The following is a 23,572-nucleotide window of genomic DNA, read 5'->3' as shown; positions in this document are numbered from 1 at the left end:
ATAGTCCATAACGATAGATAGAATAGCAATCAACGATTAGCCCTATCAAGCTAAGAAACTAATAATAGCACTTAGTCAACAAGCTCATTGTTAAACAAGCTGGAGGTTTTTGTTGTATGTTTGCTAATAAAGAAGGAGATCACGTTCCACAAACGACGTTCCACACACGTCAGGGCGACAGCTGGGTTGATATTACAAGTGATGAATTATTTACCAATAAAACGGTCATTGTCTTCTCGCTGCCGGGTGCATTTACACCAACCTGCTCCTCCAGCCACCTGCCACGTTACAACGAACTGGCCGATGTATTCAGACAACATGGTGTAGACAGTATTTTGTGTATATCAGTCAATGACACCTTTGTTATGAACGCATGGCAAGCCGACCAGGCCGCTGAACATATTACCTTTATTCCCGATGGCAACGGCGACTTTACCCGCGGCATGAATATGCTGGCTGAAAAATCTGACATTGGCTTTGGTCCACGTTCCTGGCGCTACTCTATGCTGGTACGCAACGGTGTGATCGAAAAAATGTTCGTGGAACCGGATCAACCAGGCGATCCTTTTGAAGTCTCAGATGCTGATACCATGCTGCACTACCTGGCACCTGAATGCCGGGTACAGGAATCGATGTCTCTGTTTACCAAACCCGGCTGCCCGTTTTGCAGCAAAGCAAAACAGATGCTGATAGAACGGGGTATCCGCTATGAAGAAATTATCCTCGGGCAGGATGCGACAACCGTCAGCTTGCGGGCGATAACCGGCCGTATCACGGTACCACAAGTATTTATTGGCGGGCATCATATTGGCGGTAGCGACGATCTGGAACGCTATCTGGCCAATGCCTGAAAAACCCGGGGACAGACCTTAATTATTCGGGTCTGACCCTCTGGTGTACCTAAGCAGTAATAATGAAGCTGAAGCGAAATTTTGGCGGGCCATGTGCCCGCCCTTTTTTTATAGCAAACGCTGCCTGGCTTCAGTAATAGCCTGCGCCACCTGATGTGGTGATACGCCCCCTCTGGCATTACGCTTATCAAGACAGGATTGTAATGCCAGTACCGCGTAGACATCTTCGCTGATTACCGGGCTGAACGTCTGGAAGGTTGCCAGTTTCAGGCTTTCCAGCGCCACACCCTGTTTAATCGCCTCCACCACCACTTCACCGACAATATGATGCGCTTCGCGAAACGGCACGCCTTTCGCCACCAGATAATCTGCCAGCTCAGTGGCATTGGCGTATCCCTGCTCTGCGGCTTCCTGACAACGAGAACGTTTCAACTGGATGCCATCAAGAACCAGAACCGCCATATGCAGGCAATCCGCCCAGGTATCAAGAGCATCGAACAGCCCTTCCTTGTCTTCCTGCATATCTTTGTTATATGCCAGAGGCAAACCTTTCAGGGTCATCATCATAGCGGTGAGTGCCCCCTGGACCCGACCACATTTACCGCGAATCAATTCCATCGCATCGGGGTTTTTTTTCTGCGGCATCAGCGAAGACCCTGACGTTACGCGATCGGAAAGTTCAACAAATCCGGCTTCACCACTATTGAAGAAAATTAAATCTTCGGCAAAACGCGACAGATGCACCATTCCGATCGCGGCATCAGACAGCAGTTCAAGTACGTGGTCGCGATCGGAAACGCTATCCAGACTGTTACGGGTTGCGCCAGCAAAACCCAGCCAGCCGGCCAGCTGTTCACGATCGATCTCATAAGCGGTCCCCGCCAGGGCACCACAACCCAGCGGACTAACATCCAGCCGTTTGAGCGTATCCTGCAAACGGCTCTCGTCGCGCGCCAGCATCTCGACATAAGCCAGACACCAGTGAGCGAACGTCACCGGTTGCGCCCGTTGCAGGTGGGTATAACCCGGCATTACAACGTCTTTATTGGCCTGTGCCGTCGCCACCAGCGCTTTTTGCAGTTCAACAACGGCGCTAAGTAGCCCGGCCAGCTGCGTTTTGCACCACAGTTTTAAGTCAGTAGCCACCTGATCATTGCGGCTACGTCCAGTATGTAACTTTTTACCGAGCGCCCCGACTTTGTCGATCAGCTTACTTTCAACCCAGCTGTGAATATCTTCGGCATCGCTGTCGAGTATCTGCTGCGGATTAGCGCGCACGTCTTCCAGCAGGATGGCCAGCGCCGATTCCAGCTGCTGTTGTTCATCGGCGGTCAGTACACCAACGCTGGCCAGCGCTTTGGACCAGGCCACCGAGCCAATGATGTCCTGCTCGGCCAGCCGGTAATCAAACCGCAGTGAGTCATTAAACTGCTTAAACCGCTGGTCGGCGGCCTGCGTAAAACGTCCACCCCATAGTGCCATAGTGATGCTTCCCCATACCCTGTCAGTTAACCGAAATCCTTTACTTTTTCTCGTTCAGTGCACGAATGCGCGAAGAGAGCGAGAACAGACGAATAAAGCCGCCAGCGTGGCTGTGGTCATAAACCTCATCTTCGCCAAAGGTGGCAAACGCTTCAGAATAGAGGCTGTTGGCGGAAGTTTTTTGCAACGCATTAACCTGGCCTTTATACAGCTCCAGTATCACTTCACCATTCACATCCTGCGCCAGTGAATCAGCGGCCGCCTGCAAGGAACGACGCAGCGGTGCAAACCAGCGTCCGTCGTACACAACATAAGACATTTCCAGACCCAGCTGCTGACGCCATTTAAAGCTGTCACGGTCTAACACCAGCTGCTCAACAGCACGCAACGCCGCCATCATAATGGTGCCTCCCGGGGTTTCATAACAGCCGCGGGATTTCATGCCAACCAGACGGTTTTCCACGATATCAATGCGTCCGATACCATGTTTTGCGCCCATCGCATTCAGCTTTTCCAGACAGTGATAGGGACTCAGAGCTTCACCATTAACAGCCACCACTTCGCCCTTTTCCACTGTTACCGTCACCTGCTCGGCCCGATCGGGCGCCTTTTTCGGATCAACGGTCCAGACCCAGCAATCATCGTTATTGGCATTTGCCGGACTCTCCAGCACGCCGCCTTCCGTGGAAATATGCCAGGCGTTTTCATCACGACTGTAGATTTTCTCCAGCGAGGCGGTAGTAGGAATATTGCGCGCTTTCAGGTAATCCAGCAGCGCCTCACGGGAGCGCAGATTCCATTCACGCCATGGGGCGACTACTTTCAGCTGAGGGGCCAGCGCGGTGTAAGTAGATTCAAAGCGGACCTGATCGTTACCTTTACCGGTAGCCCCATGACACAATGCATCTGCACCCACTTTCAGCGCCAGTTCCACCTGAGCTTTTGCAATAATCGGGCGGGCCATAGAGGTACCCAGTAAATAAGTGCCTTCATAAAGCGCACCGGTTTTCAGCACCGGATAAACATAATCACGAATAAATGCTTCACGCAGATCCACCACATGACAGGCAGAAGCACCGGATTGCAACGCTTTCTTTTCAACACCCACCAAGTCTTCGCGATCCTGACCAATATCGGCAACAAAGGCAATCACATCACAACCACCGTAGTTCTCTTTTAGCCACGGAATAATCGCCGAAGTATCCAGACCGCCAGAATAAGCGAGAACAATTTTCTTAATGCCTTGAGTTTGCATGTTTTATTTCCTTGAATACGCGTTCAAATTATTGAGCCAGTATACGGGTGCCCACCGGCACACCGTTAAACAGATCGGGCAGCAGCTCGGCGTGGCGCCAGCTGGCAATATCCACCGGACGGCCAAGGGAACGAGCCGCATCAAGTGCAGCATTAACTTTAACTACCATGCCGTCGGTAATCACGCCATCGGCAATAAGCTGCTCCGCCCTTTCTGCGGTCATTTCTGCAATGCGCGTTTTATTCGCATCAAGAATGCCGCTTACGTCAGAAAGCAGAATTAAATCAGCGCCCAGCGTCGCCGCCAGCGCTGTTGCTGCCTGATCGGCGTTGACATTCATCAGTTCACCGTCGTCGGTGAGACCGATGGAACTGACAATCGGCAGAAAACCACTGGCCAGCAGCGTATTAATCAGGGCCGGATTGCCCGGTGACGCGCTGCCCACGTGTCCGAGCGCGGGATCAAATTGCGCCACCCGTACGCTGTCACCGTCACCAAGGCAGAGACCTACGCTACTGATACCCTGTTTTTTCGCCCACGCCAGCAGCGTTTTATTGGCCGTACCGGCAAGCGCGCCGGTAATAATGTCAATCTGATCGGCTGGCGTAACGCGCAGCCCATTCTTCTTTTTAACCGGCAATCCCAGCTTCTGCATCAGCTCATCAACCAGGCAACCACCGCCATGAACAATCAGCAATGGCCGACGGTGAGTGGTACGGTAAGCCACCAGGGCCTTAAACAGCGCAGCCAGCGCGTCATCGCTATCCAGTAATACGCCGCCCAGTTTTATAATCAGGGGTGTTGTCATGTTGTCACTTACCTACGCTTAAACCAGAGATTCCGTTTCGGGAAAAGCAAAACGAATATTCAGACACTGCACCGCCTGTGATGCAGCCCCTTTAAGCAAATTATCAATCGCTGACACCGCAATCAGGTGATCACCCTGTACAGCAAAGCCGATATCACAGTATGGCAGACCAACGATCGATTTGATTGCCGGTACGCCCTTGTCATAAATGCGCACCAGTGGCTTATCCTGGTAAGCGTTGTGAAACGCCTCAGCCACATCGTCACGACTGACACCCGCTTTCAGCCGGCAGGTGATAGTTTCCAGGATACCACGGGGAAAATTACCGAGGTGCGGAGTAAAAATAACCGGCGTGCCAAGATGGTTAACAATTTCCGGATGATGACGGTGATTAAAAATGCCATAAGGCTGCAGACTCACCTCACAAAAGCTGGTTGTCATACTGGCTTTACGGCCGGCACCGCTGACACCACTGGTAGCATTAATCACCGGCCACTGATTTTCATCGAGAAGCCCCGCTTCCAGCAGCGGGCGCAGCGCCAGCTGTGCGGCTGTCGGGTAGCAACCGGGAACGGCAATCAGCTGAGCCTGCTTTATCTGCTGATAATTCCACTCAGCCAGACCGTAGACCGCCTGACTTAGCCATTGAGGATGCTGATGAGGAAAACCATAAAATTCATCATAAAATCCCGGCTGACTGACACGAAAGGCACCGGAGAGGTCAAAGACTACGCAACCCGCCTCAAGAAATGCCGGAGCCAGGTCATGGCTCACTTCATGAGCGGTAGCGAGAAAAACCACATCAACTTTACTCGCCCAGGATGCAACGTCGCTGAGGGGTTCAAGTGGCAGATCTACAACGCCTTTTAATTGTGGATGCAAATCCGAGAGTAATTTTCCGGCATCGGGGCTTTGCGCTGAAACCGCTAAAGCGGTTATGGTCATCTGTGGGTGTCGATTGATATAGGTCGCCAGCTCTACACCAGCGTAACCACTGGCACCAACAATCAGCGTATTCAACATCAGATTCCGTACCTCTTGGGGTCATGAACTGTCGGGTTGCCGCGCGCCGCGCCGGATCCCCATGATGCTATGCAGAAAAGGATGCGTTATGCGTTTTCATCTGCATTAGATTATTGTATTTTTATTCACTAATAGTGCATGAATATTGATACTATCCTAACGCAAGGACTGTCAACAGTGAAGACAAAATTACCGCCTTTTATCGAGCTATACCGTGAGTTGATTGCCACGCCATCAATCAGCGCCACCGAAAGCGCTCTTGACCAGAGTAATGAAACTTTAATCAACCTGCTGGCCGGCTGGTTTACCCATCTTGGTTTTGCTGTTGAAGTCCAGCCGGTCCCCGGTACCCGACATAAATTTAACCTGCTGGCTAAAAGCGGTGGCGGTAACGGCGGTTTATTACTGGCGGGACATACCGATACGGTACCTTTTGATGACGGACGCTGGACCCGCGATCCGTTCACCCTCACCGAGCATGATAATAAATTGTATGGGCTTGGCACCGCCGATATGAAAGGTTTCTTTGCCTTTATTCTGGACAGCCTGCGTGATGTTGATATTTCAACGCTGAAAAAACCACTCTATATCCTGGCCACGGCCGATGAAGAAACCACCATGGCCGGAGCAAGATACTTTTCCGAAAACGCCGCTATTCGTCCCGACTGTGCAATTATTGGTGAACCCACCTCACTGAAGCCAGTCCGGGCGCACAAAGGCCATCTTTCACATGCCATCCGCATTCAGGGGCAGTCTGGTCATTCCAGCGATCCGGCAAGGGGGGTCAATGCTATTGAACTGATGCATGATGCCATCGGCCATCTGATGCAATTGCGCAATACGCTGAAAACGCGCTATCACCACGACGGTTTTGCTATTCCCTATCCCACCATGAACTTTGGTCATATCCACGGTGGTGACGCTGCTAACCGTATCTGTGCCTGCTGTGAATTGCACATGGATATCCGCCCGCTGCCGGGTCTGACTTTAAGCGACTTAGCCGGCTTACTCAACGAAGCACTGGCACCGGTCAGCGAACGCTGGCCAGGACGTCTGACTATCGGTGAACTGCATCCGCCCATTCCCGGCTATGAATGCCCGCGCGAACACCAGCTGGTCAAGGTGGTGGAAAAACTGCTGTCGACTTCTACTGAAATCGTGAATTACTGCACTGAAGCGCCGTTTATCAATACTGTTTGTCCGACACTGGTGCTGGGTCCCGGCTCAATTAATCAGGCTCACCAGCCTGATGAATATATTGATATGGCATTTATTAAACCAACCCGCGAGGTCATCGGCCAGATTATCCACCACTTCTGCCAGCACTAAAGGAGAGACCAACGCGGTAATAATGGCAGCATAACCGATCATCCTGCGGATTTGCCGATAAGCATAACTTATCCCGGTTTAGTTGAGATAAATTTCTTAAATTACTGTCAGTTAGCACCTAAATCTGCACCATTAAGTCAATTGACGTACACACTTAACCGTGGCTAGATAAAAGACAAGGTTATGCTCAGCCGGGCAAAACAGGCCACCAGAACAAAGAAGGTGTCAGGGACAATGAATGAACAATATTCCGCAATGCGCAGTAATGTCAGTATGCTCGGTAAGCTTCTGGGAGAGACTATCAAGGACGCACTGGGAGAAAATATCCTTGATCGGGTGGAAACGATTCGTAAACTGTCCAAATCCTCCCGCGCAGGCAATGACGCACATCGCCAGGCATTGCTGACAACCCTGCAAAACCTGTCAAATGACGAACTGTTGCCCGTTGCCCGCGGCTTCAGCCAGTTTCTTAATCTCACCAACGTGGCCGAACAGTTCAATACTATTTCGCATAAAAGCGGGGTATATCAACCTGAGATGCTGAAAAGCATCCTTGATAACCTTAAAAAACAGCCCGAACTGAGTGAAGAAACCATCCGTAACGCCATTGAATCACTGTCGCTCGAACTGGTGTTAACCGCGCATCCGACCGAAATTACACGCCGTACCCTGATCCACAAACAGGTAGAAGTGAATAATTGCCTGAAAGAGCTGGACCACGATGTTTCCGACCACGATCGCCTGCTGATTATGCGCCGTCTGCGCCAGCTCATCGCGCAGGCCTGGCACACTGATGAAATTCGCAAATATCGTCCCACGCCGGTTGATGAAGCAAAGTGGGGCTTTGCGGTGGTGGAAAACAGCCTGTGGGAAGGTGTTCCGGATTTCCTGCGTGAACTCAACAGCCAGGTAGAAGAGACGCTGGGTTATACGCTGCCGGTTGATTTTGTACCGGTACAGTTCACCTCATGGATGGGGGGCGATCGCGACGGCAATCCCAACGTCACCGCCGATATCACCCGACACGTACTGCGGCTAAGCCGCTGGAAAGCCACCGATCTGTTTCTGCGCGATATTGGCACGCTGATCTCTGAGCTGTCGATGTCCGAATGTACCGACGAAGTACGCGCGCTGTGCGGTAAACCGGAAGCGAGTGAACCGTACCGCGAAATCATGAAAGATTTACGTCAGCAGCTGCTGACAACGCAAAGCTGGCTGGAAAGCCGTCTGAAAGGCGAACGCCTGCCACGTCCGGATAATCTGCTCATCGCCAATGAACAACTGTGGGACCCGCTCTATACCTGCTATCAGTCACTGAAATCCTGTGGCATGGGCATTATTGCCAATGGCCTGCTGCTCGACACCCTGCGCCGGGTCAAATGCTTCGGCGTACCGCTGGTACGTATTGATATTCGACAGGAGAGCACTCGTCATACTGAAGCTATCGCAGAAATTACCCGCTATCTTGGCCTGGGGGACTATGAAAGCTGGTCAGAAGCAGATAAGCAGGCCTTTCTTATCCGTGAGCTGAATTCCAAACGTCCGCTGCTACCGCGACAATGGCAACCCAGTGCGCAAACGCATGAAGTGCTGGAAACCTGCCGTGTGATCGCCGAAGCGCCCCGTGGTTCTGTCGCCGCCTATGTCATTTCAATGGCAAAAACACCGTCCGATGTACTGGCAGTACACCTGTTGCTAAAAGAAGCAGATATTCAGTTTTCACTGCCGGTTGCCCCGCTGTTTGAAACCCTTGATGACCTGAATAACGCGAATGATGTCATGACACAGTTGCTGAATATCGACTGGTATCGTGGTTTTATTCAGGGTAAGCAAATGGTCATGATCGGCTACTCTGATTCGGCGAAAGATGCCGGTGTGATGGCGGCCTCCTGGGCACAATATCAGGCCCAGGATGCCTTAATCAAAACCTGTGAAAAAGCCGGTATCACTCTGACACTGTTCCACGGACGCGGCGGCAGCATCGGCCGGGGCGGCGCACCGGCTCAGGCAGCATTAATGTCGCAACCGCCCGGCAGCCTGAAAGGCGGCCTGCGCGTAACCGAACAGGGAGAAATGATCCGTTTTAAATATGGTCTGCCCGAAGTTGCCATTACCAGCCTGTCGCTGTACACCGGCGCAATTTTACAGGCAAACCTGCTGCCACCACCGGAGCCAGCGCCGGAATGGCGCACGCTGATGGACGATCTGTCCCAGGTTTCATGCACGATGTATCGCGGCTATGTGCGCGAGAACAAAGATTTCGTCCCTTATTTTCGCTCGGCAACCCCGGAACAGGAATTGGGCAAGCTACCGCTTGGCTCCCGACCAGCCAAACGCCGCCCGAGCGGTGGCGTGGAATCCTTACGGGCGATTCCCTGGATTTTTGCCTGGACACAAAACCGGCTGATGCTGCCCGCCTGGCTGGGCGCCGGCGCCGCGCTGCAGAAAGCAATGAATGATGGTCATCGCGATCGGCTGGAAGCCATGTGTCACCACTGGCCGTTCTTTTCCACCCGTCTCGGTATGCTGGAAATGGTTTACGCCAAAGCCGACCTGTGGCTGGCTGAATATTACGATCAGCGCCTGGTGGACCCGGCGCTGTGGCCACTGGGTCAGGAGCTGCGTCATCAGCTGGAAACCGATATTAAGGCCGTACTGACCATTGCCAACGATGCCCATTTAATGGCAGACCAACCGTGGATAGCCGAATCGATCGCCCTGCGTAATGTCTACACTGACCCACTGAACGTGCTGCAAGCAGAATTACTGCACCGTTCACGCAGCCAGGAGGCGGCCGGCACAGCCGTCGACCCACAGGTTGAACAGGCGCTGATGGTCACCATTGCCGGGGTAGCCGCCGGCATGCGTAATACTGGCTAAGCAGAAGCAGAACTGGCGTCGCCGGTCCGCTGGCGCGCCAGCCTGTCGGCAAATATTGCCGGCGGCTGAGCGACAAAACGCCGGCAAGCGGCATCACGCCACATGATTGCCTGCCTGCATCAGCAAATCAGGCCGCGTTCACCACCGGACGAACGCCAAGAGTATGGCAGATGGCATAGCTCATCTCTGCCCGGTTAAGGGTATAGAAATGGAAATCTTTCACCCCTTCGCGGCTAAGAATTTTTACCATATCCATGGCGATATTTGCCCCCACCATTTTGCGGGTTTCAGCATCATCATCCAGCCCGTCAAACATACTGGTCATCCAGCCCGGCACACGCACATTGGTCAGAGTCGCAAAACGCTGCAGCTGTCTGAAGTTGGAAACCGGCAAAATACCGGGCACAATTTCAACGTCGATACCGGCCGTGACACAACGGTCGCGAAAACGCAGGTAACTCTCAACGTCAAAGAAAAACTGTGTGATTGCCCGGTTAGCACCGGCATCAATTTTACGCTTAAGGTTGATTAAATCAGCCTGGGCGCTGCGGGCTTCCGGGTGTACTTCGGGATAGGCAGCAACCGAGATATCAAAATCACCCACTTCGCGCAGTAACGCCACCAAATCACAGGCATACATATCTGGCTTACCGCTGCCGGCCGGCAGGTCGCCGCGCAGAGCAACAATATGGCGAATACCATTTTTCCAGTAATCCTGAGCAATGGTTTTCAGTTCATCGCGACAGGCGTCAATGCAGGTAAGGTGCGGCGCTGCTTCCAGCCCGGTGCGTTCTTTAATGACTTTTATAATGCTGTGAGTGCGGTCCCGCTCTCCTGAATTGGCGCCGTAGGTGACGGAAACAAATTTTGGCTTCAGGCTGCTGAGACGATCGATAGAGCTCCACAGCGTATCTTCCATCTCTTTGGTACGTGGCGGAAAAAATTCAAAAGAAACATTAAATTGCCCGCCCAGTTCGGCCAGACTTTGATTCAGCGCTTCACGCTGATTGGCGTGGAAGAAACTCATATCCTTACCTCATTGGAGTAACCTGAAACGATTGAATTGAACATCCATACGTTTAGACGTCCATTGAAGTAAAATGACGGTTTTAGCCGACAGCGTCAATGAAATATTAATCATTCACCGTGACAAATCTTCAGCAAAATTGAAAAAAATTCATCTGGATAACGCAAGGAAAACCGGGGGAAAGTGCCGATAAAACGCCAGTAGCGGCCCACAGCAGGCTGCCGCTGGCCAGAAAGGATAAACGCATCCGCGCCATGAGCCACGACGTCGCTTAAGCGTTGCTTACGTCGTGGCAGGCGCACTCAACCGGCGACACGCCCGCCGCCGGTTGAGTGCGCTCAGAGCAGCTGAGCCAGCCGGTTAAGATCAGACTGTATGGCACCGGCGGTGACGTCGCGTCCGGCACCCGGTCCACGAATCACCAGTGGATTGTCACGATACCAGCGACTTTCTATTGCAAAAACGTTATCGCAGGGCAGTAGCGACGCCAGAGGATGGTCTGCACGCACCGCCTCAACGCCAACACGCGCCTTACCATTGGCATCAAAACGCGCGACGTAACGCAGTACCAGCCCCAACTCCTGGGCCGCTTCAAAACGTTGCCGCATTGTCGTGTTTAAGACGTCGCCCTGTTCGAAGAAATGTTCGATAGACTGACTCTCACAGCCTGCCGGCACCAGCGACTCAACGCGGACCTGATCAGGCTCAACCTGATAGCCGGCCTCACGCGCCAGAATCACCAGTTTACGCATCACATCCTGGCCGGAAAGGTCAACGCGCGGGTCGGGTTCCGTCAGCCCCTGCTGCCATGCCTGTTCCACCAGCTCAGTGAACGCTACGCTACCGTCATACTGCAGAAACAGCCAAGAGAGCGTACCGGAAAAAATGCCGCTGATAGCCAGGATACTGTCGCCGCTTTCCCGCAAATCACGCACCGCATAGTTGACCGGCAAGCCGGCCCCCACGGTGGCATTATACAACCAGTGTCGTCCGGTCTTGGCAAAGGCGTCACGTATCTGGCGATAGTGATCGTCAGCCGACGCCCCCGCCGCCTTATTCGCACTGATAACATGAAAACCGTGACTGGCAAAATCCAGATATTGATCGGCTAGCTGCTCGCTGGCAGTGACATCAAGCACCACCAGATCGTCATAAGGATGGTCGCGCATCCATAAGAACAGCGATTCCTGATCGCTCTCTTTGGCTTCATCACTGAAGAAAGCGAGCGCGCGACTGGCATCAAGGCCGTGGTAATCCAGCAGGCTACGACGACTATCGACAACGCCGGCCAGAATAAACTCATACCCGCTACGGGCAGAAAGTGTGCCCTGTTCACGGGCAAACAGTTCCAGCCAGCGTGAACCAATATTGCCCTTGCCAAATAGCATCAGGCCAATCTGCTTTTCCGCGCGGAACAGCGACTGATGCAACCCGCGCACCAGATGTTCGGTCGGCCCGACACGCAGCACTGCCACCAGGCTGATACCTTCCGCAGACTGCCAGACAAACTCGACAGGCTGATCTTTAATCTGCAGCCAGAAACGATGGCTATGCAACGGATTACGACTGACCCCGGCACCAACCAGTGCAACCAGCGCCAGCCCTTCACGCAGCTGCAGACGTCCAGGTAAGCCTGCGTCCTGTAGTAAGGTCAATGCACTGTTGACCACTTCGGTGGTATAACAAAGTTGCAGCAGGTGACGATCACCATGACAGCCTGTCGCCAGTGGGCGCAGCTGTGCCCGCGTCAGTATGGCGTCAATCTCCTGCTGTAAAGCCACAAAATTGTGCGCGGCAGCCGCGGTAAATTCAATCAGGCAAACATCATCATGGCTGGTCACAATGCGTGCACCGGTACCGGATGCCAGCACACGTTCAATACGGGTGGAACCTTGCTCAGGCTGATAACTGCAGCGCAGCTGTAAATTAATATCGCTGGCGGAAACCGGTTGTAAAGTACGGGTATGCAGTACCGGTGCGGCCAGTCGCGCCAGTTCGCTGGCTTCATCCAGCCGCAACAATGGCAACAGACAGGCATCTTTCACTTTACGCGGGTCTGCACTGTAAACACCGGCAACATCGCTCCAGATAGTAACGTTAGTCACCCCGGCCAGGCCCCCAATCTGGGTCGCAGAGTAATCGCTGCCGTTACGACCAAGTAATACCGTCTCACCGGCCTGATTACGGCAGATAAATCCGGTAACCACCAGCCGCTGTCCGGGGTGCTGCGCCAGTAATGCCTGCAGCAACGGCCAGGATTTTCCTTCATCCACCTGCGGCTGTGCTGCCCGTTCTGCGCATAAAAAGTCACGTGCATCCAGCCAGCTGGCTGCCAAATCGCGCTGGTTGAGCAGCGTCGCCAGCAGACGAGCGGACCATATTTCACCGTGACCCACCACCTCAGCATAAACAGCTTCGCTGATCTCCCCATCCAGCAAAGCAGCCAGCCGTTCAAGGTCAGCAATCAGCGCAGTAAGCAGGCTACCGGCACAGGGTTGCGGCAACAGACTGGCAATCAGTTCACTGTGATAACGCCGCAAGCCTTGCTGTACCTGGTAGGCTGCCAGGCGGTCGCTCTGGCTGAGTTTCAGCCAGTTAATTAACTGATTGGTGGTACTGCCTGCCGCCGAGACCACCATCAGATCACCAGGCTGACTGTATTGCGCGATAATGCCTGCAACCCGTTGATAACATTTCGCATCAGCCAGACTGCTGCCACCAAACTTATGTAACTGACGGGAAGATATTGCCCCTGCTGTCGAACTCATGCTGACCTCTTAGCCGCTATCCGGAAAGCATTATCCAGATCGGCGATTAAATCTTCATGATCTTCAATCCCCACAGATATACGCAGCAGCGTCTCTGAAATGCCAGCCGCAGCGCGCGCCTCCGCCGACATACCAGCATGCGTCATGGTTGCGGTATGAGAAATCAAGCTTTCAACGCCCCCCAGCGATTCAGCGAGGGTAAACAGCGTCAATGCTTTCAGAAACCGGCGTAGCGTTGACTCATCACCCTGCAGCTCAAAACTCAGCATGGCACCAAAGCCTTTTTGCTGACGAACAGCAAACTGATGCCCCGCATTTTCCGGCAGAGAAGGATGATACAGTTTTTTCACCAGCGGCTGCTGCTTCAGGTAGTCTACCAGTGCCAGTGCATTACGTTGTGCAGCGGCCATACGCGGGCCGAGCGTGCGCATACCGCGTAACAGCAGGTAGCTATCAAAGGCCGCGCCGGTAACGCCAATGTTGTTTGCCCACCAGGCCAGTTCGCTCGCCAGCGCCGGATCTTTAGCAATGACGGCCCCGGCAACGACGTCTGAATGCCCGTTAAGATATTTGGTGCAGGAATGCACCACCAGATCGGCACCAAGCGCCAGCGGATTCTGTAACGCCGGACTGAGGAAAGTATTATCAACCACCGTTAGTGCACCGACGTCTTTTGCTGCTTTACAGATACTGGCAATATCCACTACCCGTAACAACGGATTGCTCGGCGTTTCAATCAGCACCAGACGGGGTTTTTTCGCCAGCGCGGCCTGCAGTGCTTTTGCATCACCCTGATCAACAAATGCCACCCGGTAAGCGCCGCGTTGACTCTGACTGTCAAACAGGCGGTAGCTGCCACCATAGCAATCATGTGGCGCAAGCAGCAGATCGCCCGGTTTGAGAAACACAGTGCAGAGTAAATGTATTGCCGACATTCCGGTGTTGGTCATTACCGCCCCGGCCCCGCCTTCCAGTTCGGCTAGCGCACGCTGTACTACGTCACGGGTTGGATTGCCACGTCGCGAATAATCATGAGCACGCGGCTGATTAAAGTCAGTAAAATTGTAGGTGGTAGACAGATGGATTGGCGGGACTACGCAGCCATACTGCTCGTCGTCATTCAAACCACTACGTACTGCAATCGTTGCCTGTTTACGCGTCATGATGGTGATCATTCCTGCGGAAATAAAAAAAGAGGCTTATAGCCTAAACAGTGGAACAATAGACGTCAATACATCTGGACATCTAAATGTCTTTGCGTATAGATTGAACAAGCAATACCCGCTAATATTATGGCACTTTTGCCAGCCGGCGGTTATTCGTAAACATCTTATTGCTAAACTTGTTATCGAACCCTGTGCTAGCACGCGATATCCGGCATAATTATACCTTGTCGACGCGCTGAATCAGCAACGTTGCACAAGGCAACTTTCACTCTGACGAGGATTAAGGTAACCCATGGCTGAATGGAACGGCGAATATATCAGCCCGTACGCGGAGCACGGAAAAAAAAGTGAGCAGGTCAAAAAGATTACGGTCTCTATCCCACTCAGCGTGCTTAAAATTCTGACCGACGAACGCACCCGTCGCCAGGTAAATAATCTACGCCACGCGACCAACAGCGAGCTGTTATGTGAGGCTTTTTTGCATGCCTTCACCGGGCAGCCGCTGCCTGATGACGTGGACTTACGCAAAGAGCGTAATGATGAAATTCCCGAAGGTGCTAAAGGCATCATGCGGGAAAAAGGCATTGATCCGGATACCTGGGAATACTAGGCGCTCACATGCCGTTCGGCAGCGGGAGGCACAGCGCGTAGCGTTATGTGCCCAGGCGGTAATAGGCGCATGCTGCCAGAGACGCGGCTAGTGAGCGTGCGGGGCCGTGTCGCAAGACGATATTCGCAGCCAGGTCCCCGCTGCATAAGGCATAAAAAAACCGGGCCGAAGCCGGGTTTTTTTAGATCCGCTGGACTTATTTGCTGCCCGGGATGCTGAAGCGTTTGTTGAAACGCTCAACGCGACCACCGGTATCAACAACGCGTTGCTTACCAGTGAAGAACGGGTGGCAGTTGCCGCACACGTCCAGGTTAAGGTCGCGACCCACCGTAGAGCGGGTTTTAATAACGTTACCGCAAGAACAGGTAGCAGTAACTTCAACATATTTTGGATGGATATCTTTTTTCATGGCAGACCTCAGTAAGGCCGTGTCGCTCTCCCGTGCCAGACCACAGGCCTGCACCGGTACCACACGATGTTAAAAAGTTAGTGTCTTCCGACGGTAATTACCCGCCGAAGGCCGCGAACTATACAGAAAATAACCGTCTGGTGCAATCGAATCCTCACATTTTCGACGCCACGGTGTACACTGACTGACCCAGTATTGCCGCCGGAATGTCCGATGACCGTTGTTGAAATTGCCTTAGCCGTTCCGTTACCACGTCAGTTTGACTATCTGCTGCCAGATGGCCTGCCGCCAGTCAGTATTGGCGGCCGGGTAAGCGTTCCTTTCGGAAAACGCAGCGCAATCGGTATTGTTACGGCGATTAAAAACCAGAGTGAGTTGCCGCCGGCTCAGCTTAAAAACATTGAAGAGGTGCTGGACGGTGACACCCTGTTTCCGCCTTCGCTCTGGCGTCTGCTTCACTGGGCAAGCGGTTATTATCACTATCCGGCTGGTGAAGTTTTGTTTCATGCGTTGCCTGTGCTGCTTCGCCAGGGCAAACCGGCGCGCGAAGCACCACTCTGGCAATGGCATCTCACCCCAGCAGGACAGCAAAGCGCACCGGAAAGCCTGAAAAATGCCCATAAACAGCGTCAGGCACTGGCCATATTACATCAGGGACCACTTTACCGGCATCAAATTAGCCAGCACGACATCAGCGATGCCGCGTTGCAGGGGCTGCGTAAAAAAGGGTTGTGCGAACTGCAGCCATACCATGCCGAAGTCAGCGACTGGCGCCAGCACCAGGTTGTGCAGGGCGAGCGCCTGCGCCTGAATACCGAGCAGGCCACCGCCGTGGGCGCGATCCGCAGCGCTGATGATAGCTTTAACGCCTGGCTGCTGGCGGGTATTACCGGTTCAGGTAAAACTGAAGTGTATCTGAGCGTACTGGAAAATGTGCTGAACCACGGCCGCCAGGCACTGGTATTAGTACCGGAAATAGGGCTTACGCCGCAAACAATTGCACGATTCCGCCAACGTTTCAACGCCCCGGTCGACGTGTTGCATTCCGCCCTGAATGACAGTGAGAGGCTGGCCGTCTGGCTGCGGGCACGCCGCGGCGAGAACGCGATTATTATCGGCACACGCTCAGCGCTGTTTACCCCGCTGGCGAGACCTGGCCTGATTATCATTGATGAAGAACATGACAGCTCTTATAAGCAGCAGGAAGGATGGCGCTATCACGCCCGCGATCTGGCGGTAATGCGCGCCCGCGAAGAAAACATTCCGGTAATCATGGGATCGGCAACGCCGGCACTGGAGACACTGCAAAACGTACACAGTGGCAAATACCGTCAGTTAACCCTGAGCAAACGCGCCGGTAATGCCCGTCTGGCCACTCAGCAGCTAATCGATCTCAAAGGCGTGAAGTTACAGGGCGGTCTCTCTCCCCAGCTAACAGGGAAAATGACGCAACATTTGCAGGCAGGAAATCAGGTACTGCTGTTTCTTAATCGCCGCGGTTATTCCCCGGCCTTAATGTGTCACGAGTGTGGCTGGATTGCCGAATGCCAGCGGTGCGACCACTATTACACGTTGCACCACCATCAACGTCAGCTGCGCTGTCATCACTGCGACAGTCAGCGTCAGGTTCCCCACCAATGCCCGCAGTGCGGCTCAACGCAATTAATGCCGGTTGGCCTTGGTACCGAACAGTTAGAGCATCATCTTACCAGCCTGTTTCCTGGCGTCGCCATTTCCCGCATCGATCGGGATACCACCAGCCGTAAAGGCGCCCTGGAACAGCAGCTGGCGGACGTCCATCGGGGCGGTGCACGCATACTGGTTGGCACCCAGATGCTGGCCAAAGGCCACCATTTCCCTGACGTGACGCTGGTATCATTACTGGACGTTGACGGCGCATTATTTTCTGCCGATTTCCGTTCAGCAGAGCGTTTTGCGCAGCTTTATACCCAGGTGGCAGGCCGTGCCGGACGAGCAGGCAAACAGGGTGAAGTGCTGCTGCAAACACACCATCCCGACCATCCGTTACTGCAAACTTTGTTACATCAGGGCTATGATGCCTTTGCCCGTCAGGCGCTGCAGGAACGGCGCAGCGTCTATTTACCCCCCTTTACCAGCCATGTTTTGTTCCGTGCCGAGGATCAGGATAATCAGCAGGCCGCCCTGTTTTTACAACAGTTACGTCAGCTGCTGGAAGCCAGCCCGTCGAAAGATGACGCCTGCTGGATAATGGGGCCGATGCCCGCCCTGCAGGCAAAACGAAGTGGCCGTTATCGCTGGCAGCTCTTATTGCAACATCCATCCCGCCCCCGTCTGCAACGCCTGCTGCAATCCACCCTGCCGCTCATCAGCACCCTTACTCAGGCGCGTAAAGTGAAGTGGACACTGGATGTTGATCCAACCGAAAGCTGAACAGTGCGAGCAGGATCGAGAAAAGTGCATAAAGTCACATTTTATTTGCAATTTAAGTAACTAATTACATTATTTCTCTGATAACAATGATGAGCATTCAGATGCTAAACACAACATGCCAGCAATCTGGCCAGAACAGCATTGCCAGAGGAGAGGGGAAACAGGGTGCCGCACAAACAAACGCTCCCGGGCGCAACCATGAAAGAGGTAGCAGAAAAAGCCGGCGTCTCAACTGCGACGGTTTCACGAGCCCTGATGAATCCGGAAAAAGTATCGGCGGCCACAAGGGAAAAAGTGGCCGAAGCCGCCAGGGCCATCGGCTATGCGCCCCATCCGCTGGCCCGCAACATTAAGCGTAACGAAACCCATACCATCCTGGTGATCGTACCCGACATCTGCGATCCCTTTTTCAGCGAATTAATCCGCGGTATTGAAGTAACAGCCGCCCGTCATGGTTATCTGGTGCTGATCGCTGACTGCGCACATCAGAACCAGCAGGAATCAACGCTGATGGATTTAATGGTCGCCCGCCAGATTGATGGCATGGTGTTACTGGGTTCCCGGCTCCCTTTTGATACCCACCCGGATAATACCCGCATTCTGCCACCAATGGTCATGGCAAACGAATTTGCCCCGCAACTCAAATTGCCAACGGTGCATATTGATAATCTGACCGCCGCCTTCGAAGCGGTGAGCCATTTAGTAAAATATGGTCACCGACGTATTGCCTGTCTGACCGGGCCGGAAACCATGCCGCTCAGCCAGTTTCGTTTACAAGGCTATATTCAGGCACTGCGACGCAGCGGCATCAGCATCAATAACGCCTATATCGTGCGCGGCGACTTTAGCTTCAAAGCGGGACAACAGGCACTGAAAACCCTCATGACGCTGGCCGATCCTCCCGGGGCCATTTTTTGCCACAATGATATGATGGCGCTGGGGGTTATGGCACAGGCAAAACAGATGGGGCTCGGCATACCACAGGACCTGTCGGTGGTGGGCTTTGACGATATTGAACTTGCCCGTTATTGCGACCCTCCCCTGACAACCATTGTGCAGCCGCGCTTTAAAATTGGCTGCGAAGCAATGTCACTGCTGCTCAATCAGCTGGAAGGTAAAACCGTCAGTAATGGTTCGCGCCTGCTCGAATTTACCCTGGAAATTCGCGCCAGTACCGCACCGCCACACGCCTGAACCATAATTGAAATACGCTTAAGCCGCTTCCGGAACATATCTTTGCTGGTCAAACTTCCGCCCCTTGAGTAACATGGCGGGCGGATAACTTTGTCATCCGGTGCCGGATTCCGGCCAGACATTTTCTCTTCTGATTAGTTACGGAACGATTAGTGGCACAAAAAGATTATGTAGGCCGCGGGCGTTCGACAGGTACAGGTCGCAAAAAAACGTCCAACAGCCGCAGCAGAAAAAAGCGCAACAGTAACTCCGGGGTTTCCAAATTTATGATGGCGCTGGCAGTCGCTGTGCTGGTGACGTTTGCCGGTGGCCTGTGGTTTATCGCACATCATAAAAAAGAAGAAGCCACGGTCATGCCCGATCGTAAAACTCCCGGTAATGGCCTGCCTCCCAAACCAGAAGAGCGCTGGCGTTATATTAAAGAACTGGAAAACCGCCAGATGACGGTCCCCAGTCCGACAGAACCGTCGGCCGGGGGAGACGTTCATTCACAAACGCAGCTAACCAACGAGCAGCGCCAGCTGCTTGAACAGATGCAGGCTGATATGAAACAGCAACCCACCCAGCTCAACGAAGTGCCCTGGAACGAACAGACCCCGGCGCAACGTCAGCAAACCTTACAGCGTCAGCGCCTGCAAAATCAGCTGGAAATGCAATCTCGTATGCCAGCACAAGCGCCGGCACCTCACCCGTCACAGCCGGCGTCTCATGCCACCACGCCCCCGACAACAACGCAACCTAAGCCCCAGACGCAGGAAAAGCCGAAAGAGCCAGAGAAAGCCAAAACCCAGCGCTGGATGGTTCAGTGCGGTTCATTTAAAGGGACTGATCAGGCTGAGTCCGTGCGCGCCCAGCTGGCTTTTGAAGGTTTTGAAAGCCGTATCACCACCGGTGGGGGCTGGAACCGTGTTGTTATCGGTCCGTACAATAGCCGTTCCGGGGTGGATAGCGCACTGAAAAGTCTGCGAGGATCCGGCCATACAAACTGCATTCCTATGGCTATTGGGGGTTGAAACCCGCTAAAGCCGCCCCATATCTGATTGCACTCACCCCGCAGACTCAACTGCGGGGATTCATATCCGATTGCAACAAGGGGTCTGCCCGTGACAACAATTGTAAGCGTACGACGCAATGGCCAGGTCGTGATTGGCGGCGATGGCCAGGCTACCCTCGGTAATACCGTCATGAAAGGTAACGTTAAAAAAGTACGTCGCCTGTATAACGATAAAGTCATTGCCGGTTTTGCCGGCGGCACGGCGGATGCCTTTACCTTATTTGAACGTTTTGAACGTAAACTGGAGATGCATCAGGGACATCTGGTTAAAGCGGCGGTGGAATTAGCCAAAGACTGGCGAACCGACCGTATGCTACGCAAGCTGGAAGCGTTACTGGCGGTTGCAGATGAAACCGCGTCGCTGATTATCACCGGTAACGGCGACGTGATTCAGCCCGAAAACGATCTGATTGCCATTGGTTCAGGTGGTCCTTATGCCCAGGCGGCCGCGCGGGCGTTGCTGGAGAATTCCGAACTCAGCGCCCGTGAAATTACGGAAAAAGCACTGAATATCGCCGGCGATATCTGCATCTACACTAATCATAATCTGACCATCGAAGAATTAACGTCGAAAGCGTAAGGAATCCTGACTATGTCTGAAATGACGCCTCGCGAGATCGTTAGCGAACTTAATCGCTTTATTATCGGCCAGGACGGAGCCAAACGCGCGGTCGCTATCGCGCTGCGCAATCGCTGGCGCCGCATGCAGCTGGACGAAGATCTCCGTCACGAAGTGACGCCAAAAAACATTCTGATGATCGGCCCGACCGGGGTGGGTAAAACCGAAATCGCCCGCCGTCTCGCCAAACTGGCAAACGCGCCATTCATTAAAGTTGAAGCGACTAAATTTACCGAAGTAGGCTATGTCGGCAAAGAAGTTGACTCGATTATTCGCGATCTCACCGACTCCGCGCTGAAAATGGTGCGCCAGCAGGCCATTGAGAAAAATCGTTATCGCGCCGAAGAAATGGCCGAAGAGCGTATTCTGGATGCACTGATACCGCCGGCAAAAAACAACTGGGGACAGTCAGAGTCAGCGCCAGAACCCTCTGCTGCACGCCAGTCTTTTCGCAAAAAGCTGCGTGAAGGTGAACTGGACGATAAAGAGATTGAAATCAACCTCGCCGCCGCGCCAATGGGGGTAGAAATTATGGCGCCCCCGGGTATGGAAGAGATGACCAGTCAGCTGCAATCAATGTTTCAGAACCTCGGAAGTCAGAAACAAAAACCGCGTAAACTGAAAATCAAAGAAGCGATGAAGCTGTTGGTTGAAGAGGAAGCGGCGAGGCTGATTAATCATGAAGAGCTGAAAGAACAGGCTATCGACGCCGTTGAACAGCATGGCATCGTCTTTATTGATGAAATTGATAAAGTCTGTAAACGCGGCGAAACCTCCGGACCAGACGTTTCACGCGAAGGGGTACAGCGCGATCTGCTGCCGCTGGTTGAAGGCTGCACGGTTTCAACCAAGCACGGTATGGTCAAAACGGACCATATTTTATTTATTGCCTCCGGCGCGTTTCAGGTTGCCAGTCCGTCCGATCTGATCCCGGAGCTGCAGGGACGGCTGCCCATTCGTGTTGAACTGCAGGCGCTTACTACCAGCGATTTTGAACGTATCCTTACCGAACCGAATGCCTCGGTCACGGTGCAATATCAGGCTCTGATGAAAACCGAAGGTGTAGACATTCAGTTTACCGAGGACGGCATCCGGCGTATTGCTGAAGCAGCGTGGCAGGTCAATGAAACGGCAGAAAACATTGGCGCCCGCCGGTTACATACCGTACTTGAACGCCTGATGGAAGATATCTCCTACGATGCCAGCGATCGTCAGGGTGAATCCATTACCATTGACGCGGCCTATGTCTCCAGCCATCTGGATGAGCTGGTAGCTGATGAAGATCTCAGCCGTTTTATCCTCTAGTCTTTCCCATCGCCGGCCGGCAGGCCGGCTTTTCAGAGTGAATCCCATCTGCTTCCTCAATGTACTTGACATAACGCAAGTTTAATCAAATGAGGATTTTGCCAAGGTCAGCCCTAAAGCGATATACTTAGCCATCCTGCGGCAAACAGACGAACCCCTATGAAATACGACACTTCTGAACTGTGCGATATCTACCATGAAGAGGTCAATGTGGTTGAACCGCTCTTTTCTAACTTCGGCGGGCGCACCTCATTTGGTGGACAAATCACCACGGTAAAATGTTTTGAAGACAATGGCCTGCTGTATGATTTACTCGAAGAGAATGGTCGTGGTCGTGTTCTGCTGGTAGACGGCGGCGGCTCAGTACGGCGTGCGCTGGTAGATGCTGCCCTGGCGCGCGTTGCGCTGCAGAATGAGTGGGAAGGCATTGTGGTTTATGGTTCTGTTCGTCAGGTTGATGACCTGGAAGAACTGGATATCGGTATTCAGGCTATCGCGGCGATTCCTGCTGGTGCCGCCGGCGAAGGCGTTGGCGAAAGCGACGTACGGGTTAACTTTGGTGGCGTCACGTTTTTTTCAGGTGACAATTTGTACGCGGACAACACCGGCATTATCCTGTCAGAAGACGCGCTGGATATTGAGTAATCCTCACGCGACATGAGCACAACGGGTGCCAGCGCACCCGTTAATATTCTGCTCAGATAACGGGTTAAACTTCTTCCATCTTGCCCAGCAGCGCGCGTAAACGCTCCTGCCAGACGTGCTGTTCTTCTTTCAGCTGCTGATTTTCACGGGCCAGTGATTCGCTGCTGCCGGCAGATTGCTGAATCTGCTGATGGAGGTTCGCGTTCTGTTCTTTTAACTCTTCGATTTCCATCTGCAACAGCGTGATAGTATCAATCGCCTGCTGAACTTTCGCTTCCAGTTTCTCAAAAACTTCAAATGACATCTTCTACTCTCTCCTAATTGCAAGGCGTTGATAGTGCCAGCCGCAACCGGACAGGGACAGGCCGAATGGTGCGGTTAACAACAGATACCCGATTGTAAGTAGAGGGATAGCGCAAGTCCAGTAGCGAAGCCGCAAGGGACGCGGTTTTTATCGTTTTCAGTTTATGCCTAACGTTTTTAACAATTACCCCGTTAATAATAGGGTAATTGTTAACAAAATGCGCAAAATTCGTGCGAATAAGAAATGAAAATGGCGCTTAAAGAAAGCTAATATACGCGAAAACGCTCATTTTTATGACGTGATACACATTTTTTGAGTTCGCTATTTCTCGTTTATGTTCGTTAACGATAAATTTACAACAGCCCAACCTGTATATGGGTAGATCAACGGAATGAAAAAAAACAGTTGTGAAAAATTAACCTCGCTTTCAG

General features: G+C 53.0%; 19 protein-coding genes. 10 read left to right on the top strand and 9 right to left on the bottom strand.

The window, feature by feature from the left end; all coding sequences use genetic code 11:
* Positions 1–116 precede the first annotated feature (116 nt).
* Positions 117–851 carry a glutathione peroxidase gene (locus BL249_RS16145; protein WP_099706219.1) on the top strand — a complete coding sequence of 245 codons (735 nt, stop codon included), beginning with the start codon at positions 117–119 and terminating at the stop codon, positions 849–851.
* A gap of 108 nt (positions 852–959) precedes the next feature.
* On the opposite strand, the gene argH is transcribed toward BL249_RS16145, so the two are convergent.
* The 4 genes from argH to argC are packed head-to-tail and all read right to left on the bottom strand — an operon-like array spanning position 960 to position 5,419.
* Positions 960–2,333, bottom strand: a complete 1,374-nt coding sequence (gene argH / locus BL249_RS16140; protein WP_099706218.1) for an argininosuccinate lyase — start codon at positions 2,331–2,333, stop codon at positions 960–962.
* Positions 2,334–2,373: 40 nt separating this feature from the next.
* The gene (locus BL249_RS16135) at positions 2,374–3,588 is read right to left on the bottom strand and encodes an argininosuccinate synthase (protein ID WP_099706217.1); all 1,215 of its coding nucleotides are present in this window, start codon (positions 3,586–3,588) and stop codon (positions 2,374–2,376) included.
* A 28-nt stretch (positions 3,589–3,616) separates the two neighbouring features.
* Complete coding sequence (argB, locus tag BL249_RS16130; RefSeq protein WP_099706216.1) at positions 3,617–4,396, bottom strand: acetylglutamate kinase; 780 nt, start codon at positions 4,394–4,396, stop codon at positions 3,617–3,619.
* Between the two features lie 18 nt (positions 4,397–4,414).
* Complete coding sequence (gene argC / locus BL249_RS16125; protein ID WP_099706215.1) at positions 4,415–5,419, bottom strand: N-acetyl-gamma-glutamyl-phosphate reductase; 1,005 nt, start codon at positions 5,417–5,419, stop codon at positions 4,415–4,417.
* 177 nt (positions 5,420–5,596) lie between these two features.
* Between argC and argE the strand changes: the two genes are divergently transcribed.
* Entirely contained in the window at positions 5,597–6,748 is a 1,152-nt protein-coding gene (gene argE, locus BL249_RS16120) for an acetylornithine deacetylase (protein ID WP_099706214.1), read from the top strand.
* Positions 6,749–6,982: 234 nt separating this feature from the next.
* Positions 6,983–9,628, top strand: coding sequence for a phosphoenolpyruvate carboxylase (gene ppc / locus BL249_RS16115; protein ID WP_099706213.1), 2,646 nt, complete (start codon positions 6,983–6,985; stop codon positions 9,626–9,628).
* Between the two features lie 127 nt (positions 9,629–9,755).
* Here the strand turns inward: ppc and metF are convergent, their stop codons facing one another.
* From metF to metB, 3 genes are all read right to left on the bottom strand, one after another.
* Positions 9,756–10,655 carry a methylenetetrahydrofolate reductase gene (metF, locus tag BL249_RS16110; protein WP_099706212.1) on the bottom strand — a complete coding sequence of 300 codons (900 nt, stop codon included), beginning with the start codon at positions 10,653–10,655 and terminating at the stop codon, positions 9,756–9,758.
* A gap of 338 nt (positions 10,656–10,993) precedes the next feature.
* Entirely contained in the window at positions 10,994–13,423 is a 2,430-nt protein-coding gene (locus BL249_RS16100) for a bifunctional aspartate kinase/homoserine dehydrogenase II (protein ID WP_099706211.1), read from the bottom strand.
* Positions 13,420–14,586 (bottom strand): cystathionine gamma-synthase, encoded by a 1,167-nt coding sequence (gene metB / locus BL249_RS16095; protein WP_099706210.1) that lies wholly within the window; start codon positions 14,584–14,586, stop codon positions 13,420–13,422. Before metB ends, BL249_RS16100 begins: the two co-directional genes overlap by 4 nt.
* A 295-nt stretch (positions 14,587–14,881) precedes the next feature.
* Between metB and metJ the strand changes: the two genes are divergently transcribed.
* On the top strand, positions 14,882–15,199 hold the full coding sequence (gene metJ / locus BL249_RS16090) for a met regulon transcriptional regulator MetJ (RefSeq protein ID WP_078004225.1): 318 nt from the start codon (positions 14,882–14,884) through the stop codon (positions 15,197–15,199).
* A 196-nt stretch (positions 15,200–15,395) separates the two neighbouring features.
* On the opposite strand, the gene rpmE is transcribed toward metJ, so the two are convergent.
* Entirely contained in the window at positions 15,396–15,608 is a 213-nt protein-coding gene (gene rpmE, locus BL249_RS16085) for a 50S ribosomal protein L31 (RefSeq protein ID WP_078004218.1), read from the bottom strand.
* 213 nt (positions 15,609–15,821) lie between these two features.
* Between rpmE and priA the strand changes: the two genes are divergently transcribed.
* The 6 genes from priA to rraA all read left to right on the top strand — a co-directional run bounded on the left by priA (position 15,822) and on the right by rraA (position 22,837).
* Positions 15,822–18,020 (top strand): primosomal protein N', encoded by a 2,199-nt coding sequence (gene priA / locus BL249_RS16080; protein ID WP_099706209.1) that lies wholly within the window; start codon positions 15,822–15,824, stop codon positions 18,018–18,020.
* 165 nt (positions 18,021–18,185) lie between these two features.
* Complete coding sequence (gene cytR, locus BL249_RS16075) at positions 18,186–19,214, top strand: DNA-binding transcriptional regulator CytR (RefSeq protein ID WP_099706208.1); 1,029 nt, start codon at positions 18,186–18,188, stop codon at positions 19,212–19,214.
* Between the two features lie 152 nt (positions 19,215–19,366).
* Positions 19,367–20,227 carry a cell division protein FtsN gene (gene ftsN, locus BL249_RS16070; RefSeq protein ID WP_099706207.1) on the top strand — a complete coding sequence of 287 codons (861 nt, stop codon included), beginning with the start codon at positions 19,367–19,369 and terminating at the stop codon, positions 20,225–20,227.
* A gap of 90 nt (positions 20,228–20,317) precedes the next feature.
* Entirely contained in the window at positions 20,318–20,848 is a 531-nt protein-coding gene (gene hslV, locus BL249_RS16065) for an ATP-dependent protease subunit HslV (protein ID WP_099706206.1), read from the top strand.
* A gap of 12 nt (positions 20,849–20,860) precedes the next feature.
* Complete coding sequence (hslU, locus tag BL249_RS16060; RefSeq protein ID WP_099706205.1) at positions 20,861–22,192, top strand: HslU--HslV peptidase ATPase subunit; 1,332 nt, start codon at positions 20,861–20,863, stop codon at positions 22,190–22,192.
* Positions 22,193–22,351: 159 nt separating this feature from the next.
* Positions 22,352–22,837 (top strand): ribonuclease E activity regulator RraA, encoded by a 486-nt coding sequence (gene rraA, locus BL249_RS16055; RefSeq protein WP_099706204.1) that lies wholly within the window; start codon positions 22,352–22,354, stop codon positions 22,835–22,837.
* A gap of 64 nt (positions 22,838–22,901) precedes the next feature.
* On the opposite strand, the gene zapB is transcribed toward rraA, so the two are convergent.
* Complete coding sequence (gene zapB / locus BL249_RS16050; RefSeq protein ID WP_099706203.1) at positions 22,902–23,141, bottom strand: cell division protein ZapB; 240 nt, start codon at positions 23,139–23,141, stop codon at positions 22,902–22,904.
* Positions 23,142–23,572 lie beyond the last annotated feature (431 nt).

The organism is Erwinia sp. OLFS4 (assembly GCF_002752165.1).
Classification (GTDB): Bacteria; Pseudomonadota; Gammaproteobacteria; order Enterobacterales; family Enterobacteriaceae; genus Izhakiella.
Note: the sequence above shows the minus strand (reverse complement) of the source record. Positions and strands in the feature narration are given on the sequence as shown.

Bases quoted from the DNA above. Each gene is read 5' to 3' on its own strand.
- BL249_RS16145 (WP_099706219.1), top strand. From the start codon at position 117: ATGTTTGCTAATAAAGAAGGAGATCACGTTCCACAAACGACGTTCCAC.
- argH (WP_099706218.1), bottom strand. From the start codon at position 2,333: ATGGCACTATGGGGTGGACGTTTTACGCAGGCCGCCGACCAGCGGTTT.
- BL249_RS16135 (WP_099706217.1), bottom strand. From the start codon at position 3,588: ATGCAAACTCAAGGCATTAAGAAAATTGTTCTCGCTTATTCTGGCGGT.
- argB (WP_099706216.1), bottom strand. From the start codon at position 4,396: ATGACAACACCCCTGATTATAAAACTGGGCGGCGTATTACTGGATAGC.
- argC (WP_099706215.1), bottom strand. From the start codon at position 5,419: ATGTTGAATACGCTGATTGTTGGTGCCAGTGGTTACGCTGGTGTAGAG.
- ppc (WP_099706213.1), top strand. From the start codon at position 6,983: ATGAATGAACAATATTCCGCAATGCGCAGTAATGTCAGTATGCTCGGT.
- metF (WP_099706212.1), bottom strand. From the start codon at position 10,655: ATGAGTTTCTTCCACGCCAATCAGCGTGAAGCGCTGAATCAAAGTCTG.
- BL249_RS16100 (WP_099706211.1), bottom strand. From the start codon at position 13,423: ATGAGTTCGACAGCAGGGGCAATATCTTCCCGTCAGTTACATAAGTTT.
- metB (WP_099706210.1), bottom strand. From the start codon at position 14,586: ATGACGCGTAAACAGGCAACGATTGCAGTACGTAGTGGTTTGAATGAC.
- metJ (WP_078004225.1), top strand. From the start codon at position 14,882: ATGGCTGAATGGAACGGCGAATATATCAGCCCGTACGCGGAGCACGGA.
- rpmE (WP_078004218.1), bottom strand. From the start codon at position 15,608: ATGAAAAAAGATATCCATCCAAAATATGTTGAAGTTACTGCTACCTGT.
- priA (WP_099706209.1), top strand. From the start codon at position 15,822: ATGACCGTTGTTGAAATTGCCTTAGCCGTTCCGTTACCACGTCAGTTT.
- hslU (WP_099706205.1), top strand. From the start codon at position 20,861: ATGTCTGAAATGACGCCTCGCGAGATCGTTAGCGAACTTAATCGCTTT.
- rraA (WP_099706204.1), top strand. From the start codon at position 22,352: ATGAAATACGACACTTCTGAACTGTGCGATATCTACCATGAAGAGGTC.
- zapB (WP_099706203.1), bottom strand. From the start codon at position 23,141: ATGTCATTTGAAGTTTTTGAGAAACTGGAAGCGAAAGTTCAGCAGGCG.